The sequence below is a fragment of the Erwinia sp. LJJL01 genome (assembly GCF_047300805.2).
GTDB lineage: Bacteria > Pseudomonadota > Gammaproteobacteria > Enterobacterales > Enterobacteriaceae > Erwinia > Erwinia aphidicola.
In genome coordinates this window covers 4124024-4141889 of record NZ_CP178576.1, presented here as the reverse complement: position 1 = coordinate 4141889, position 17866 = coordinate 4124024, and the positions used below count along the sequence as shown (strand labels likewise).

Genomic DNA, 17866 nt, shown 5'->3' with positions numbered 1-17866 from the left:
AAAAAGTATTGTTTAACAATGCATTAACGGGTTAAGTGGTCATTATTACCACCGTAAGTGGTTAACCGTCTGCAAATGACACGATTCAGCCAGCTTTCCTGGTTATTCTGAAATAAAGAATTATCGCTGGTCTTCCTGCACACAAAATCGCTGAGACAGCGCGCATTATTACATGTAATAATCGGGCGCTAATCTGTTACACATCAAGAGTCCAGCACGTTTTCGTACTCAATTTTTGCGTAAGGCGAAGGATTAATTTTTATGAAGCTGAAGAACACCATTCTGGCCTCAGCCCTGTTGTCGATGACGGCATTGAGCGCCCACGCGGCCCAGGAACTGACCCCGGAGAAAGCGGCGGCGTTGAAGCCATTCGACCGCATCACCATCAATGGCCGTTTCAATTCCATTGGCGATGCCAACGATGCCGTGTCTAAACGTGCTGATTCAATGGGCGCTGCTTCCTATTATGTGCAGGGCATCAATGATACCAACGGCAACGGAGGTAACTGGAGCGTGACGGCGGATGTTTATCATGCCGATGCACCCGCAGCGCCAAAAAATAAAGACCGTATTATTAACGGCGTACGCGAACTGACTAAATCAGAAGCTTACTCTCTTGAGCCTTACGACACCGTCAGCGCCAGCGGTTTCTTCCGCAGCCAGCCTGATGTCAATGATGCCATCACCAAAGCCGCCAAAGAAAAAGGCGCGGCGTCATTCTTTATCGTGCGTCAGATTGATACCAACAGCGGCGGTAATCAGATCATTACCGCCTACGTGTATAAAGCCGATGCGCCACAGCGCAAAGTTCAGTCCCCTGACCTGATCCCTGCGGATTCTGCTGCCGGTAAAGCCGCGCTGGCCGCTGGTGGCACCGCCGCGAAGCAGGTCGAGATCCCGGGCGTGGCTTCAGCTGAAACGCCAAGCAATAAAGTGGGACGTTTCTTTGAAACGCAAAGCTCAACCGGTCAGCGTTACACTGTAACCACCCCGAACGGTAAAAGCGTGCAGGAAGTGAATGCCATCACCGCCGCACAGATGCAGCCGTATGACAGCATCACCTTTACCGGGCACTTCAGCACCCCGACTGAGATTTCTCAGGAAGTGGGCCGCCGGGCGATTGATAAAGGCGCCAAGTACTATCATGTTACCCGCCAATGGTCTAACCAGAGCGGCGGTAACCTGACCGTCTCGGCTGACCTGTTCAAATAAGTTTTGCTGCGGGGTAGCGCTCAGCTGCCCCGCCTCTTTGAATAATTCCCTTCTCTGTTTGCATAAGTAACGCTGAGTAAGCATTGCATCCTGCCCGATCACTCCGTAAAATCGCCCGCCTTTCAGGGGTTCGTTTCCTCTTACACCCTGACAACCAGTATTAACTCTAACGCTGACGATCAAACTGGCATTTTATTCTGCAAGTGGAGTATTTTTTGGACAAAAAGTTAGGTCTTACCGCGCTGACCGCGCTGGTACTCAGCTCCATGCTCGGTGCGGGCGTCTTCAGCCTGCCGCAAAATATGGCGGCGGTGGCCAGCCCGGCCGCGCTGCTGATCGGCTGGGCAGTGACCGGGGTTGGCATCATCTTTCTCGCACTGGCGATGCTGCTGCTCAGCCGCCTGAAGCCGGAGCTGGATGGCGGTATCTTTACCTACGCCCGGGCGGGATTTGGTGAGCTGACCGGATTCTGTTCTGCCTGGGGATACTGGCTCTGTGCGGTGATTGCCAACGTTTCCTACCTGGTGATTGTCTTCTCTGCCATGAGCTTTTTCACCGACTCACCGGGCCACGCGATCTTCGGCGACGGCAATACCTGGCAGGCGATGCTCGGCGCCTCGGCGCTGCTGTGGCTGGTGCATGCCCTGGTGCTGCGCGGCGTGCAAACCGCCGCCAGCATTAACATGGTCGCAACGCTGGGTAAGCTGCTGCCGCTCGGGCTGTTTGTGCTGCTGGCGATTGCAGCGTTCAATTACGACCGCTTCAGGATTGATTTTACCGGCATCGCGCTGGGTAAACCGGTGTGGCAGCAGGTGAAGGATACAATGCTGATCACCCTGTGGGTGTTTATCGGCGTGGAAGGTGCCGTGGTGGTCTCCTCACGCGCCCGGGATAAAAAAGATGTGGGGCGCGCCACGCTGCTGGCGGTGGTCGCCGCGCTGGTGGTTTATCTGCTGGTGACGCTGCTGTCGCTCGGCATCGTGCCCAGAGACCAGCTGGCGGAAATGCGCAACCCCTCGATGGCCGGGCTGATGACTGCCCTGCTGGGCTCCTGGGGCAATCTGGTGATCGTGGTCGGGTTAATCGTTTCGGTATGCGGTGCCTATCTGAGCTGGACCATTATGGCCGCCGAAGTCCCGCTGGTGGCGGCGCAGCATGGTGCATTTCCGCGCCTGCTCAGCCAGCAGAACGCTCGCGGTGCGCCTGCCGCCTCGCTGTGGCTAACCAACGGCTGCGTACAGCTTTGTCTGATCCTGATTTGGCTGACCGGCTCCGACTACAACACCCTGCTGACTATTGCCTCAGAGATGATTCTGGTGCCTTACCTGCTGGTGGGTATCTATCTGTTTAAGGTGGCGCGTGAGCGTAAGCACGCGCCTGCCAGCGTGGTCGCCATCGGTGCCAGCGCCTACGGCGTGTGGCTACTGTACGCTTCAGGTCCACTGCATCTGCTGCTGTCGGTGGTGCTGTATGCACCGGGCATCGCGCTGTTTTTGTTTGCCCGCCGCGGTGGGCGTGCCACGCAGTCGTTAAACCGGGCGGAAAAATCGATGATGGTGGCGCTGGTGCTGGCGGCGCTGCCCGCCGCATGGATGCTGGCGCGCTGAGGATTAGTGCGGTACGACCGGAATGATCACGTTCAGCCGGTCGTCATACTGTGCGAGTTGCAGCGGCCGGGCGTACTCCTGGCGGATAGTCACCATCTGCTGTTCGGAAAGCGGATAAGGCAGCAGGATATCGAAATGATCGATCTGCTGCTGCTGGGCCAGGGTGATCAGGCGGGCAATATTGATTTCATCACTGACCTGGGTGGAGATAATTTGCAGCGCCAGATCTTTCAAACGCTCCGGCGATGAGGCACGCGGCAGATCGGCCGGTTTGCGGGTAATCATGCCAAAAAACGGAATGACCCCGTAGATGGCGTCGACAAAACTCCAGCGCTTTTTGCATGATGCGGAGAGAAAATCAATGTAGTTGAGGCAGATGGGGTTACTGTGCTCTGCTGCGACCCGCTTTGTTTCTGGCACTCTTCTCTCCTTATCCATTTCTCAACCACTGACCTGACGCTGATGCACCTTCAATTTAGAGGGGTATCATGACATATTCGGCCGGGATTATACTACATAAGCCCAATATTTGGCGTTGATAAATGGTCGGATAAGGATAAGCTACGTTTCTCTCTCGCGATGAACCGGCACTATGAACAAAATTGTATTCGTTGAAGATGATAAAGATGTGGGCGAACTGATCGCCGCCTATCTCGGGCGTCACGATATCGAGGTCATTGTCGAATCACGCGGCGATCGGGCAGAAGAGACCATTTCCGCCGCCTGCCCTGACCTGGTGATGCTCGACATTATGCTGCCGGGTAAAGACGGCATGACGCTGTGCCGCGATCTGCGCAACAGCAGCAGCTGGTCGGGCCCCATCGTGCTGCTGACCTCGCTCGACAGTGATATGAACCATATTTTGTCGCTGGAAATGGGGGCCAATGACTACATTCTTAAAACGACGCCGCCTGCGGTGCTGCTGGCCCGACTCAGGCTACACCTGCGCCAGGCTGGCGTTAGCAGTCCGCACGAGGAGATTGCGCCCAGCGTGGCCGGGCAGAAGATGCTGCGCTTCGGCACGCTGAGCATCGACCCGGTTAACCGCCAGGTCACGCTATCGGATGAGATTGTCGCTCTGTCGACCGCCGATTTCGACCTGCTGTGGGAGCTGGCAACCCATGCCGGAACCATTCTCAACCGTGACGCGCTGCTGAAAACCCTGCGCGGCGTCAGCTATGACGGCATGGATCGCAGCATTGATGTCGCGATCTCGCGCCTGCGCAAAAAGCTGCTGGACAGTGCGACCGAACCCTACCGCATTAAAACCATCCGTAATAAAGGCTATCTGTTTGCTCCACACGCGTGGGATGCGCAATAAATGAAGAAGCTGTTTATTCAGTTTTATCTGCTGCTATTTGTCTGCTTTCTGGTGATGGCGATGCTGGTCGGTCTGGTGTACAAATTCACCGCCGAGCGTGCCGGGCGCGAGTCGATGGATGACCTGATGAAAAGTTCGCTCTACCTGATGCGTAGCGAACTGCGCGAGATCCCGCCACGCGACTGGAACAAGACCATCGATAACCTCGACCTTAACCTGTCGTTTAAGCTACATATTGAACCGATGAGCAAATATCAGCTCGACCCGGTCACCATGCACCGCCTGCGCGCAGGGGAAATTGTCGCGCTGGATGAGGAGTACACCTTCTTACAGCACATTCCGCGCAGCCACTACGTGCTGGCCGTTGGCCCCATCCCGTACCTGTTCTTCCTGCACGAAATGCGCATACTCGATATCGCCCTGCTGGCCTTTATCGGTATCTCCCTGGCGCTGCCGGTGTTTATCTGGATGCGCCCGCACTGGAAGGACATGCTGAAGCTGGAGTACGCGGCTCAGCGTTTAGGCCAGGGGCATCTGGACGAACGCATCCATTTCGACAGCGCCTCCAGCCTGCTGCGCCTTGGCGTGGCGTTTAACCAGATGGCCGATAACATCAACACGCTGGTCGCCAGCAAAAAGCAGCTGATCGACGGTATTGCCCATGAGCTGCGTACCCCGCTGGTGCGCCTGCGCTATCGGCTGGAGATGAGTGATAACCTCACCGATGCTGAATCGGCGGCGCTTAACCGCGACATTGGCCAGCTGGAAGCGTTAATTGAGGAGCTGCTGACCTATGCGCGCCTCGATCGCCCGAAGGTCGACCTCAATCTGCAAAGTCTGGATCTCGCCGCCTGGCTGCACGAACGGCTGGAGGATATCCGCTCGGTGCATCCGGAATTTACCCTCGAACTGAATACGCCGCAGCGCGAAAATATTGGCGTGGCCGATGCGCGCCTGATGGAGCGCGTGCTGGATAATCTGGTGAATAACGCGCTGCGCTATGCCGATCATCACCTGCGCGTTGGACTGTGGTTTGATGGTAACCTCGCCTGCTTACAGGTTGAGGATGACGGCCCCGGTATTCCACTCGATGAACGCCAGCGGGTGTTTGAACCTTTTGTCCGTCTCGATCCCAGCCGTGACCGTGCCACTGGCGGCTGCGGGCTTGGGCTGGCGATTGTGCACTCCGTCTCGCAGGCTTTTGGCGGCTATGTGACCATCGACAGCAGCCCGCTCGGCGGCGCCAGCGTGCGCTTTTGCTGGCCGATCGATCACCCGTTACGCGCTACCTGACTCAACTGATAAGGAACTTTATGTCTTCTGCTTACGCTAATCTGACCCGTACTTTCCAGCGTCTGTCACGCTTTGGCCACCTGTCGGCAATTGCCGGCTGGGATATGATGACCATGATGCCCGCAGGCGGCAGCAGCGCACGCGGTGCGGCGCTGGCGGAACTGAGCGTGCTGCGCCATGAAATCCTGACGGCCAAACAGGTTGGCGAGTGGCTGCAGCAGGCGCAGCAGGAAGATCTGGATGATGTGGCGCAGGCCAACCTGTTTGAGATGCAGCGCGCCTGGCAGCAGGCGTCCCTGCTGCCCGCTTCTCTGGTTGAAGCCAAATCGATTGTTGGTTCACGCTGTGAACACGCATGGCGCAGCCAGCGCCCGAACAACGACTGGCAGGGTTTCTCCGCCAACCTGAAAGAGGTGGTGAAGCTGAGCCGCCAGGAGGCGGAAATCCGCGCTCAGGCCAACGGCTGCTCGCGCTATGATGCCCTGCTGGATGTTTTTGAACCTGGGATGACCAGTGCAAAGCTCGATCTTACCTTCGCTGACCTCAAACAGTGGCTGCCGGATTTACTGCAAAAAATCGTCGCGCAGCAGTCGCAGGAGAACGTTGCCGTTCCCGCTGGCCCGTTCCCCCAGGCGCAGCAGCAGCAGCTGGGGCTGGCGATTATGCAGCAGCTCGGCTTTGATTTTAATGGCGGACGTCTGGATATCAGCGCGCACCCGTTCTGCGGCGGCGTGCCGCAGGATGTGCGCATCACGACCCGTTACAACGAAGCCGAATTTATCAGCGCGATGATGGGGGTGATCCACGAAACCGGCCACGCCCGCTATGAGCAGAACCTGCCGCAGCAGTGGGCTGACCAGCCGGTGGCGCTGGCGCGCTCGACCGCCATCCACGAGTCGCAGAGCCTGTTCTTTGAGAAGCAGCTGGGCCGCAGCCCGGAGTTCCTCAGCCTGGTTCAGCCGCTGGCCGTGCGCCTGCTGGGCGATCAGCCTGCAATGGCCGCAGACAACTTTATTGCCTTAAATCAGCGGGTCAAACCCGGTCTGATCCGCGTTGATGCTGATGAAGTCAGCTATCCGGCGCACGTCATTCTGCGTTACGAAATTGAAAAAGCGCTGATTGCCGGGGAGATTGAAGTTGAGGATATCCCGGCGCTGTGGGATGAGAAAATGCAGCAGTGGCTGGGCCTGGATACCCGGGGCAACTATCGCGATGGCTGTATGCAGGATATCCACTGGACCGACGGCGCGTTTGGCTACTTCCCGACGTATACGCTGGGTGCAATGTATGCGGCACAGCTGTTCCAGGCAGTTAAACGGGCAATCCCACAGGTCAGCGAGCAGATCCGCGCGGGCGACCTGCAGCCGGTGTTTGACTGGCTCCAGCAGAACATCTGGCAGCACGGCTGCCGCTTCAGCACGCGCCAGCTGATTGAAAATGCTACCGGCGAAGACCTCAATCCGCGCTATTTCCGCCAGCATCTGGAAAACCGTTACCTTAAATAACGGTTAAGGGTCGGGCATAGTGGGTCGGGCATGGTGGGTCGGGCATGCCCGACCCCTACGTTGCGTTACCTTGAAAACGGCTAAGGGTCGGGCATGCCAACCCTGCATTGATTCGGTAGGGTCGAGGCATGCCTCGACCGGTTATCACGTCGCCCCCCCTGTTTGTACAATCGGTTACACGCCGATACCAATCACTCACGGAAGCCCGCCTCGCATTCCCTTATAGTCTCTTCACCGGCCCCGCAGTGGGCTGATACATGAACTAAACACTTTGAGGGTTTCACAATGAAAAAATTATTCGCTCTGGTTGTCGCCGCTGCAATGGGTCTGTCTTCAGTTGCTTTCGCTGCTGAAACCAGCGCTGCTCCAGCAACAACTGCTGCTCCAGCTGCTACCACCACCACTGCTGCACCGGCTCCAGCTAAAGCCTCTGTTAAGCACGTGAAAAAACATCATAAAGCTGTAGCTCAGAAAGCTCAGGCTGCTAAGAAGCACCACAAAGCTAAAAAAGCTGCCGCTCAGAAAGCGCAGGCGGCTAAAAAGCACCACAAAGCTAAGAAAGCTGCCGCTCAGAAAGCGCAGGCCGCTAAAAAGCACCACAAAGCAGCTAAAAAACCTGTAGCCCAGAAAGCGCAGGCGGCTAAAAAGCATCACAAAGCGGCTAAAAAACCTGTAGCTCAGAAAGCGCAGGCTGCTAAAAAACACCACAAAGCTAAGAAAGTCGCTCCTAAGGCTTAACTCTTCAGCCGAGCTCCGCCCTCGGGCGGAGCCAAAAAGCGGTCCACTCCTTGAGACATTGTAGGGGTTGGCCCATAAACTCAAACACCCGGTTTTACCGGGTGTTTTTTTAAGGAGTTTCGGATGATGGTGCGTCGCTATTTATTCGAAATCATTCTGGTTGTGATGATCGTCTGTGGCGTTGTTGCCGCCAGCTTCTATCTTTAAATGCAGTCTCTGTAGCGTGCTGATATTCCAAATTAAACTCCCTTTTCTGGCACTATCCGTCTATAGTTACTGCATTAGCGTAACCACAAATTACAATGCTTCTCCAGCCTGAGAAAAATATGCGCCTGACTGCTGTGTTATTAATGGGTTGCTTAGCCTTTTCGTTCTATTCTTACGCCGATGATGACGGCCCGAGTGAAGCCGACGTAAAAACGCTATTTTTTGGCAAGGACGATCGCCTGCCGGTCAGCCAGACCGCTACGCCACCGTGGGAAGCCATCGGTCAGCTGGAAACAGAGAGCGGTAACCTTTGCAGTGCTACCCTGATTGCCCCAAACCTGGCGTTAACCGCCGGACACTGCCTGCTTAATCCCCCGGGAAAACTGGATAAAGCCGTGGCGCTGCGTTTTATCGCCAATGGTAAAGGCGGCTGGCGCTATGAGATCCATGATATTGAAGCGCGGGTTGATCCGGCTCTGGGCAGGAAGCTAAAAGCGGATGGCGATGGCTGGATCGTACCGGCCTCCGCCGCACCTTATGATTTTGGTTTGATTGTGCTGCGTAATCCCCCTTCCGGAATTGTTCCGGTGCCGCTGTTTGCCGGTTCGCGTTCAGAACTGACCGCCGCACTGAAGCAGACTGGCCGTCGGGTTACCCAGGCGGGCTATCCTGAAGACCATCTTGAAACGCTTTACTCCCACAGCGACTGCCTGATTACCGGCTGGGCGCAGAAAACCGTGCTGTCGCACCAGTGCGATACCCTGCCCGGCGACAGTGGCTCCCCGCTGATGTTGAAAGTGAACGGCGACTGGCAGCTGATCGCGGTGCAGAGTTCTGCTCCGGCGGCGAAAGACCGCTACCTGGCAGACAACCGCGCTATCGCTGTGACTGCCTTCCGCGACAGCCTGGAAGCGTTAGCGCAGTAGCATCTATCGTCAATCTGATAGCCGTTTTAACGATGTTCCACCGGGGTGAATTAAATAATACTGTCAGCGCCTGTATTAATTCACTTCACGGACGGAAATCATGAATAAAACCCTAACGGCGATCCTCGCCATAGCATTGACCGGATGTTCAACCGGTAACCTCGTTTCACGGCCAGGTTACCAGGTCAATACTCAGCACCCTTCGCAAAGTCAGAATGAACGCGTTCGTTTTCTCATCCTTCACTACACCGCAGAAGACGATGCCGCATCCATGGCGTCATTAACCCGGGGTTCAGTGAGCGCACATTACCTTGTTCCCTCGGCCGCCGATCCGGCATTAAGTAAAAAAATGGTCTACCAGCTGGTCCCTGAGGATAAGCGTGCCTGGCATGCCGGCCTCAGCAACTGGCATGGCCGCAGCAATCTCAATGACAGCTCTATCGGCGTGGAGATTGTCAACCTGGGTTACCGTCAGGACGCGCTGGACAGATACTGGTATCCCTGGGATGCGCAGCAAATCAGGCTGGTGGCCAGCCTGGCGAAAGATATCATCCAGCGTTATGGCATTACCCCTTATAACGTTCTCGGACACAGTGATGTTGCGCCAACGCGCAAGGTTGACCCCGGCCCACTGTTTCCCTGGCAACAGCTGGCTGAACAGGGAATCGGTGCCTGGCCCGACAAACAGACCGTGCAGCACTACCTTGCCGGTCGCTCATTTGCCACCGCGGGTTCGGTCAGTAAAATTCAGGCCGATCTCGCCAGCTACGGTTACACCATTCCACAAACTGGCGTGAACGACGCCGCAACCAGGCAGGCTATCAGCGTATTCCAGATGCATTTCCGCCCCTCGAACTACACTGGGGTTGCGGATGCCGAGACTGAAGCGATTGCCGCAGCACTGGTGGCAAAATATCGTCCGGCGAGCCGCAGCCTTCTCACGGAGGAGTATGGGGATTAAACAACCGATGGCGATCCGCTGCGGTTCGCCATCAACCCCGACCACTGTCAGACAGTAATCTGCTCCATCGCCTGTAAAATACGCTTTTCGGAGATGGGGTAAGGTGTCCCCAGCTGCTGCGCGAAGAAACTGACGCGCAGCTCCTCAATCATCCAGCGGATATCCTGAACTTCCTCATCATCCCTGCGCTCAAGCGGCAGCTTGTTGAACCACGTACTCCATGCCTGTTTCACCGTTTCGACCTTCATCATGCGCGCACGGTCGCTGTGCGGATCAACCGCCAGTTTCTCCATGCGCCGCTCAATGGCGTGCAGGTAGCGCAGAGTATCGCCGAGGCGTTTCCAGCCGTTGCCGGTGACAAATCCGCGATACACCAGGCCACCCATCTGCGCTTTGATATCCGATAGCGCCAGCGCCATCGTCATATCAACGCGCCCTTTCAGCCGCTTATTGATATTGAACACCGAGGTGAGGATCTGTTCGACCTTCTTCGCAATCTCGACCACCGTGTCGTTCAGTTCGGCGCGGACTTTGTCATGCAGCTGCATGTAGCCCTGCTCCTGCCAGCTTGGGCCACCGTGTTCGGCAATCAGCTTATCCACGCCGCAGGCGATGCAGTCGTCGATCAGATCCAGCACTTTGCCATAAGGGTTGAAGTACAGCCCCAGCTTGGCCTTGTTTGGCAGCTTTTCGTGCAGATACTTAATCGGCGACGGGATATTCAGCAGCAGCAGGCGGCGCTGGCCGCGCCACATCGCTTTTTGCTGCTCGTGCTGCGAGTCAAACAGGCGGATCGCCACGCTCTCTTTTTCGTCTACCAGCGCAGGCCAGGCTTTCACGCTGTAGCTACCGCGCTTCTGCTCGAAGTGATCCGGCAGATCGCCAAAGCTCCAGATATGCAGCCCGCTCTGCTCGAGACCGTCATCAGCCACTTTCGACAGGGTTTCCTGAACTTTGCCTTTTAACTGAAGTTTTAACGCCGTCAGATCTTTGCCTTCCGCCAGCTTGCGGTTGTTTTCGTCAACGATGCGGAAGGTCATTTTCAGATGATCGGGCACCTGATCCCACTGCCAGGCTTCGCGTTCCAGCGTCACGCCCGACATGCGGCGGAATTCGCGCTCCAGCGACTCCAGCAGCGGCAGCTCAAGCGGCGTCGCGCGGCCAAGGAATGCATCGGCGTAGTTCGGCGCGGGAACGAAGTTACGGCGTAACGGCTTAGGCAGTGATTTGATCAGCGCAATCACCAGCTCGCGGCGAATACCAGGGATCTGCCACTCAAAACCCCGCTCTTCCACCTGGTTGAGCAGCGGCAGCGGTACGTGCACCGTCACGCCATCGGCATCTGCCCCTGGCTCAAACTGATAGCTCAGGCGCAGTTTCAGATTGCCCTGATGCCAGAAGTTCGGATAGTCGAGCTTGCTAACGTTTTCCGCGCCCTGCTTGATCAGCATCTCTTTGGCGAAGTTAAGGCGATCCGGCTCTTCGCGACTGACGGTTTTCCACCAGCTGTCGAAATGGCGCGCGGAAACCACCTCGTGGGCAATACGCTGGTCGTAGAACGCAAACAGCGTTTCATCATCCACCAGGATGTCGCGGCGGCGCGACTTGTGCTCCAGCTCTTCAACTTCGGCACGCAGCTTAAGGTTCGCCTTAAAGAAGGCGTGGCGCGTCTGCCAGTCGCCCTCCACCAGGGCGTGACGGATAAACAGCTCGCGCGATAGCACCGGGTCAATCGTGCCGTAATTCACCTTACGGGCAGCGACGATCGGCAGACCGTACAGCGTTACTTTCTCGCTGGCCATCACCGCGCCCTGACCTTTTTCCCAGTGCGGCTCGCTATAACTGCGCTTCAGCAGGTGCTGCGCCACCGGTTCGATCCACTCCGGCTCAATGCGCGCCGCAATGCGCCCCCACAGGCGGCTGGTTTCCACCAGTTCGGCGACCATGGTCCACTTCGGTGGCTTTTTGAATAAACCGGAGCCGGGGAAGATGGCGAAACGGGCGTTGCGCGCTCCGGTAAATTCCTGTTTGTCCGCATCCTTCTGACCGATATGCGACAGTAGCCCGGTGAGTAAGGCGGTGTGAATTTCACGCATTTCGGCCGGTGCGCTGTTCACCGGCAGCCCGAGTTCGCGCACTACCTGGCGCAGCTGGGTATAGATGTCCTGCCACTCGCGCACGCGCAGGTAGTTCAGGTATTCGGTTTTGCACTGGCGGCGGAACTGGCTGGAGGAGAGCGCTTTTTGCTGCTCCTGCAGGTAGTTCCACAGGTTTACAAAGGCGAGGAAATCAGACTCTTTATCAGCAAAGCGCTGGTGCTTCTCATCGGATGCCTGTTTCTTCTCCGCCGGGCGCTCGCGCGGATCCTGGATCGACAGCGCGGCGGTGATAATCATCACCTCGCGCACGCAGCCATATTTCTGCGCCTCCAGCACCATTTTCGCCAGGCGTGGGTCGACCGGCAGCTGCGCCAGTGCACGGCCTGATGGGGTGAGCTGATAGCGCTGATGGTCGGCGAGCGTGATGGCACCCAGCTCCTCCAGCAGACGTACCCCGTCCTGGATATTGCGCTGGTCCGGTGCCTGCACAAACGGGAACGCGGCGATATCGCCGAGGCCGAGCGCCGTCATTTGCAGGATCACCGATGCCAGGTTGGTGCGCAGGATCTCCGGGTCGGTAAACGCCGGGCGGCTGAGGAAATCCTCTTCCGCGTATAAACGGATGCAGATCCCCTCCGAGACGCGTCCGCAGCGCCCTTTACGCTGGTTGGCGGAGGCCTGAGAAATCGGCTCGATCGGCAGGCGCTGCACCTTGGTACGGAAGCTGTAGCGGCTGATGCGTGCCGTGCCCGGATCGATGACGTATTTGATGCCCGGTACGGTCAGCGAGGTTTCCGCCACGTTGGTCGCCAGCACGATGCGGCGCCCGGCATGGGACTGGAACACGCGGTTCTGCTCGGCGTTCGACAGGCGCGCATATAGCGGCAGCACTTCAGTATGCGGCAGGTCGCGCTTCATCAACGCATCGGCGGTGTCACGAATTTCACGTTCACCGCTCATAAAGATCAGGATGTCGCCACGGCTCTCACGCCCCAGCTCATCCACCGCGTCGAAAATGGCCTGCAGCTGGTCGCGGTCAGTATCATCAGCATCTTCCACTACCGGACGGTAGCGAACTTCCACCGGATAAGTGCGGCCGGAGACTTCAATCACCGGTGCGTTGTGGAAATGGCGTGAGAAACGCTGCGGATCAATGGTCGCCGAGGTGATGATCACCTTCAGGTCCGGGCGCTTAGGCAGCAGCTCGCGCAGATAGCCCAGCAGGAAGTCGATGTTCAGGCTGCGCTCGTGCGCTTCATCGATAATGATGGTGTCGTACTGCATCAGCAGCCGGTCCTGCTGGATCTCCGCCAGCAGAATACCGTCGGTCATCAGTTTGACCTGGGTGGTTTCACCGACCTGATCGTTAAAGCGCACCTTGTAGCCGACACAGCCGCCGAGTGAGGTTTCCAGCTCCGCGGCAATACGGTCAGCGACGGTGCGGGCCGCCAGGCGGCGTGGCTGCGTGTGGCCAATCAGCCCGTGAATGCCGCGCCCCAGCTCCATGCAGATTTTCGGCAGCTGCGTGGTTTTACCCGAACCGGTTTCCCCGGCGACGATCACCACCTGGTGATCGCGGATTGCATCGGCAATATCCTGCTTCTTCTGGCTGACCGGCAGATTTTCCGGGTAGCGGAGGGTTGGCGTCACGGCACGGCGTGCGGTCACGCGCTGCTCGGCCTGAGCGATTTCCGCACTCAGCTCGTCGATCAGCGCCTGGAGCGCCGCCGGATTTTTGATTTTTTTCGCGCCCTGCAGGCGGCGCTGAAAGCGCTGGCGGTCGCGCAGCATGAGCAAATCCAGCCGTGAATAGAGCGGCGCCAGGGCAGATTGTGGTGATTCAGACATGGTGAAAGCTCGCTTTGTCGCACCTGATGCGGGCAACATGGATTTATCAGGGATTAAAATTTTTGCGTATTCTAGCACAGACAGCGACTTAGCGATTAATTTGCCCGCGAGCAGTTATTCAATAATTTCGAACATTGATATCGAAAACTCGCACTTACACTCGTCGTCATTTATCCGTAAAGTGTTATCCATTGAGCGGATAGCCTTCCGCATGACAAAACAGGAAAAAAACCATGAGCAAAGTATTAGTACTGAAATCAAGCATCCTTGCCGGTTATTCTCAGTCTGGTCAGCTGGCCGATCACCTGGTTTCCGAGTGGAAAGCGGCCCATCCGGCTGATGAAGTGACCGAACGTGACCTGGCCGCTAACCCGATTCCGGTACTGGACGGCGAACTGGTTGGCGCACTGCGTCCTTCTGATGCCGCGCTGACCCCGCGTCAGCAGGAAGCGCTGGACCTGTCCAACGAACTGATTGCTGAGCTGCAGGCACACGACACCATCGTGATCACTGCGCCAATGTACAACTTCAACATCCCAACCCAGCTGAAAAACTATTTTGACCTGGTGGCGCGTGCCGGTATCACTTTCCGCTACACCGAGCAGGGTCCTGAAGGCCTGATCAAAGGCAAAAAAGTGGTGGTGCTGTCCAGCCGTGGCGGTGTTCATAAAGACACCCCAAGCGACCTGCTGACCCCGTACCTGACCCTGTTCCTCGGCTTCCTCGGTATGAGCGACGTGCAGTTCGTGTTTGCTGAAGGTATCGGTTACGGTCCTGAAGTAGCAGCGAAAGCCGCCAGCGATGCGAAAGAAGTGATTTCTCAGATCGTCACTGCCTGATAACAGGTTTGCCGGATTGAGCGCCCTCCTCAATCCGCCTGCTGCGGCACTGTGTCGGTGCCGCAGCTACTTCCTAATCCACTGCCCGTTTATCCCCCGCACGAACTCTCCCGGCTTTGCCCGCTCTACCAGCTTCTGCCCAGCGATATTCGCCACGTCACGCGTGGTCAAATTGTTCTGCTGCGCCAGTATCTGATACTGATTCATGCGCCCGGCATTGATCTCTTTCACCAGCGCCGCTGTCTCTGCATCCTGCTGCACCGCGGCAATGTAGCCGTTAAGCGTTTCGCCTACGCGCCCCTGCTGCCGTGCCTCATCAAGCGTCAGCGCCATCACCTGTGGCGACAACAGCAGGCAGCCCAGCAGTAATCCGCTGCACAGTCGTTTCATTGCTTGCTCCTCAGAACAGACCGCTCTGGTTTTTTAACAGGGCTTCCACGTCTTTATCGACCTTGATATGGATCTCATGCTCAATTTTGACGTTCATATTGATGGTGATCGGCTCTTTTGGCGCGGCAACCTCAATGCGGGGGATACAGCCGCTAAGCAGCAATAGACAGCCTGCCATCAGCAGACTAATTCGGGCTTTCATCACTCGTTTCCTTTTGCGACGGCAGGGTGGCATTCTGCTCCACCCAGGATTGCAGGTTATCGCCAAAGCGCAGACTGCGCCAGAGTTGAAACAGGTTTTCCTGCTGGGTATAGTTCAGCGTGACGCGCTGGTCACGGTTGCTGAAGCGGCTGGTGCCATCAACCTTGGCGGTCATTTTCATCCAGCCAAGATTGTCGAGGTCGAGGGTGGCCCAGCTGCGCGAAATTTCCATATAGCGCAGCCAGTCCATCGCCGCACCGGCGGCAAAATTATTGCTGCTGATGGCATCGGCCATATCTTTATCCATGCGCACGGTTAATGGCCCACTGTTGGCTATCCAGCCCTCTTTCACCAGCCAGCGTGAATCATTCAGCCACAGCGGCAGCGCGCCGTTAATGTGGCCCGACATGGCAATCTGTTTAAGCTTCATCGCCGTCACCAGTTCGGAAACGCTCAGATGCTGAATAGTAATCGTGGCCGCCTGCGTCTGCGGCATCTTCAGGCTGGCCATACTCAGCTGGCCGCCTAACAGGTCGAGGCTGACGTTGCTCAGCTCCAGCGGCTGCCTGGCACTCCACGGATACCAGCCCTGCAGATCCGCCGTGACGTTTTGCATGGCAAACTGGTTTTTAATCTCTTTGATGCGCAGCGAGACCGGGCCGTGGGTGCCGAAGTACCAGCGGTGCTCGCGCAGGCGGAACGGCAGCGAGAAATCGATGCCGTTAAATTCGTTATCCGGCAGCAGCGCACTGCCATCCTTCACCAGGAAGTGGCCGCCCGCTTCCAGCCCCTGATCGCTGGCGGCGGAAAACGCCACCTGAGCCTTGAGCGTACCGTCCTGAATCGCCAGCTTGAGGTCCGGGCTGAGCAGCGGCTGGAAGACGCGCAGCGACTGCTGAGGCCACCACATCTGCCCACGCAGGCGCTCGCCGTCCCAACGACCGCGCACCTGCACCGGACCAATGCGCTGCGCCTGCAGGCTGCCACTGTAGAGGAACCACGCCGGGTCACGCCCTTTCACCTTCAGCGTCAGAAGCGAAGGCGGCAGATAGCCCCCGGCGCTGAAGCGCGTGTCCTGCGCGTTGAGCTTCAGCTCGCCGCTGAACGCAGGCTGCTGCGCGTCGCGCTGCCAGCGCACCGCCTTGTTGAGCGTCAGGCGCGGGGCGTCCACCGTGACGCTGCCATAGGTGAGATGGTCAAACCCGGTCGACAGCGACTGCAGCTCAATCAGCGTGTCCTGCCAGCGCCCGTTGCCGTTCATATCCCACTTCGCCGCCAGCGGAGCCAGATAGCCGTCGCCCCAGTAGCGCCATAACCACTGCCCTTTATCGGGCCAGAAGTCGGTTGCGCGGCCATCCAGATGCAGGCGAAAACGGCCCATTTCGGCGTCGTGGGCGCTGAGGATCGCCTGCAGTCGGCCATCAATTCCGGCTGATGAAACCGCGACGCCTGCCAGCGGCCAGCGGGCTTCATCCACTTCCAGCGTCGACAGCAGCCGCCCTTTCATCCGCAGTAGCGCGCCGGGCTGCAGGTGCAACTGCGGGTCGAGCAGCGGTCCGCGCAGCTCACCGGGAAGCCCGGCGAAAAACTGCAGGCTGGCCAGCTTGCTCTCACCCGTCAGACGAAACGGCAGCTGGCTGTCACTCCAGTCAAGATGACCAGGGCCGAGCGTCAGCACCACATTCCCTTTCCCCCCGCGCCCCTGGGTCAGCAGATTAAGACGCCCGCTAATCTCGCTGGCGGGCAGGCCCTGCTGCCAGTTTTTGGCACTGAGGGCGATCCCTCCTGACAGCGGCTGCCCGGCGTAAGGCCAGCTCCACTGCCCCTGGGTAATGTCAATCTGCTGCGGGCTGATGTGCCATGGCAGCGTCAGCAGCGGCGTACTCTGGTGTTCAGCGATGGCGGTCAGGGTGCCGCTCTGCTGCCGCCAGTCAAGCGTGATCTGCAGCGAATCAGGGATCCCTGCCAGCGCCAGCTGCCCCCGTAGCGCGCCCTGTTCCGGCAGGCCATCGGGTAGGTGTGGCAACGTCAGCGTACCGCTGACCGTGACGGGCCGTGCCACGCCGGGCGCCTGAACCGTCAGTGCGTCGATCGCCAGCTGTTGTCCGCTCAGTTGTGCTGCCAGCGTCAGATTTTTGCTCTGATAGCTGACCTGCTGGCGCTGGGAATCGAAGGTGAGCTGCAGAGCTCCAGCCCACTGCTGCCAGGGAGAAACGCTGAGCTGGCGGATATTGACGCGGGCGTTGGGCAGCATTTGCTGCCATTCGGCGAGGCTGCGCGGTGCGGAAGGGTTATCTGATGTGGGAAGTTTAGCCAGGCAGGCGCTGTCAATCGCCACGCTGTCCGCCGCCAGCTGCCACTGTTTTTGCTGGTAGCCGAGGGAAACATTCACCACTTTCGCCAGCTGACAGTCGCCCGCACGGTAGCGGATGCCGGGCAGAAACAGTGCGCCATTGTGCCAGCGCGGATTGCCGTCCAGTGCGATGGTAGTATCCGCAGGCAGCCAGATGCCAGCCACCCTTGGCAGCCACTGGGTAACCGTAAGAAGAAGTCCTGTTAGCAGCAGGATCACCGCCAGCAGCGCCGCAAGCGCCCTTTTCCAGCCCCGTTTCATGGCAGTAAAACCCTGTTCGCTCCGTGATTATCCCTGAATGATGGCACGGAATATCACTCTGGTGAAGTTTTTCACCAGTAATCAACTCATTCGCTGCTTTTTAG

The 17866-nt window shown here is 57.8% G+C and carries 14 protein-coding genes; 9 read left to right on the top strand and 5 right to left on the bottom strand.

What is annotated here, in order from left to right:
• The first annotated feature begins 261 nt into the window (after positions 1-261).
• The gene (gene ydgH, locus ACLI4M_RS20410; protein WP_048916017.1) at positions 262-1212 is read left to right on the top strand and encodes a DUF1471 family protein YdgH; all 951 of its coding nucleotides are present in this window, start codon (positions 262-264) and stop codon (positions 1210-1212) included.
• Positions 1213-1427: 215 nt separating this feature from the next.
• Positions 1428-2819, top strand: a complete 1392-nt coding sequence (locus ACLI4M_RS20405; RefSeq protein ID WP_133623706.1) for an amino acid permease — start codon at positions 1428-1430, stop codon at positions 2817-2819.
• 3 nt (positions 2820-2822) lie between these two features.
• Here ACLI4M_RS20405 and ACLI4M_RS20400 read toward each other — a convergent pair whose 3' ends face one another.
• Positions 2823-3257, bottom strand: a complete 435-nt coding sequence (locus tag ACLI4M_RS20400) for a hypothetical protein (protein ID WP_099754092.1) — start codon at positions 3255-3257, stop codon at positions 2823-2825.
• Positions 3258-3411: 154 nt separating this feature from the next.
• Here ACLI4M_RS20400 and rstA point away from each other — a divergent pair, with 154 nt between their 5' ends.
• From rstA to ACLI4M_RS20370, 6 genes are all read left to right on the top strand, one after another.
• On the top strand, positions 3412-4140 hold the full coding sequence (gene rstA, locus ACLI4M_RS20395) for a two-component system response regulator RstA (RefSeq protein WP_133623707.1): 729 nt from the start codon (positions 3412-3414) through the stop codon (positions 4138-4140).
• The gene (gene rstB, locus ACLI4M_RS20390; protein ID WP_133623708.1) at positions 4141-5433 is read left to right on the top strand and encodes a two-component system sensor histidine kinase RstB; all 1293 of its coding nucleotides are present in this window, start codon (positions 4141-4143) and stop codon (positions 5431-5433) included. It abuts the gene before it with no gap.
• Between the two features lie 20 nt (positions 5434-5453).
• Complete coding sequence (locus tag ACLI4M_RS20385) at positions 5454-6938, top strand: carboxypeptidase M32 (protein ID WP_048916012.1); 1485 nt, start codon at positions 5454-5456, stop codon at positions 6936-6938.
• A gap of 285 nt (positions 6939-7223) precedes the next feature.
• Positions 7224-7676 carry an acid resistance repetitive basic protein Asr gene (asr, locus tag ACLI4M_RS20380; RefSeq protein ID WP_099754096.1) on the top strand — a complete coding sequence of 151 codons (453 nt, stop codon included), beginning with the start codon at positions 7224-7226 and terminating at the stop codon, positions 7674-7676.
• Positions 7677-8002: 326 nt separating this feature from the next.
• On the top strand, positions 8003-8809 hold the full coding sequence (locus tag ACLI4M_RS20375; RefSeq protein WP_048916010.1) for a trypsin-like serine peptidase: 807 nt from the start codon (positions 8003-8005) through the stop codon (positions 8807-8809).
• Positions 8810-8909: 100 nt separating this feature from the next.
• Positions 8910-9770 carry an N-acetylmuramoyl-L-alanine amidase gene (locus ACLI4M_RS20370; RefSeq protein ID WP_133623709.1) on the top strand — a complete coding sequence of 287 codons (861 nt, stop codon included), beginning with the start codon at positions 8910-8912 and terminating at the stop codon, positions 9768-9770.
• A 47-nt stretch (positions 9771-9817) separates the two neighbouring features.
• On the opposite strand, the gene hrpA is transcribed toward ACLI4M_RS20370, so the two are convergent.
• Positions 9818-13717, bottom strand: a complete 3900-nt coding sequence (gene hrpA / locus ACLI4M_RS20365; protein ID WP_133623710.1) for an ATP-dependent RNA helicase HrpA — start codon at positions 13715-13717, stop codon at positions 9818-9820.
• A gap of 233 nt (positions 13718-13950) precedes the next feature.
• Here hrpA and ACLI4M_RS20360 point away from each other — a divergent pair, with 233 nt between their 5' ends.
• The gene (locus tag ACLI4M_RS20360; protein WP_048916007.1) at positions 13951-14556 is read left to right on the top strand and encodes an FMN-dependent NADH-azoreductase; all 606 of its coding nucleotides are present in this window, start codon (positions 13951-13953) and stop codon (positions 14554-14556) included.
• A 66-nt stretch (positions 14557-14622) separates the two neighbouring features.
• On the opposite strand, the gene ACLI4M_RS20355 is transcribed toward ACLI4M_RS20360, so the two are convergent.
• Genes ACLI4M_RS20355 through ACLI4M_RS20345 form a run of 3 tightly spaced genes read right to left on the bottom strand, consistent with a single transcriptional unit; the run spans position 14623 to position 17762 of the window.
• Positions 14623-14946 (bottom strand): YdbL family protein, encoded by a 324-nt coding sequence (locus ACLI4M_RS20355; protein WP_133623711.1) that lies wholly within the window; start codon positions 14944-14946, stop codon positions 14623-14625.
• Between the two features lie 10 nt (positions 14947-14956).
• Positions 14957-15148, bottom strand: coding sequence for a YnbE family lipoprotein (locus ACLI4M_RS20350; protein ID WP_048916005.1), 192 nt, complete (start codon positions 15146-15148; stop codon positions 14957-14959).
• Complete coding sequence (locus tag ACLI4M_RS20345; RefSeq protein ID WP_133623712.1) at positions 15132-17762, bottom strand: YdbH family protein; 2631 nt, start codon at positions 17760-17762, stop codon at positions 15132-15134. The genes ACLI4M_RS20350 and ACLI4M_RS20345 overlap by 17 nt, the downstream gene beginning before the upstream one ends.
• Between the last annotated feature and the right edge of the window lie 104 nt (positions 17763-17866).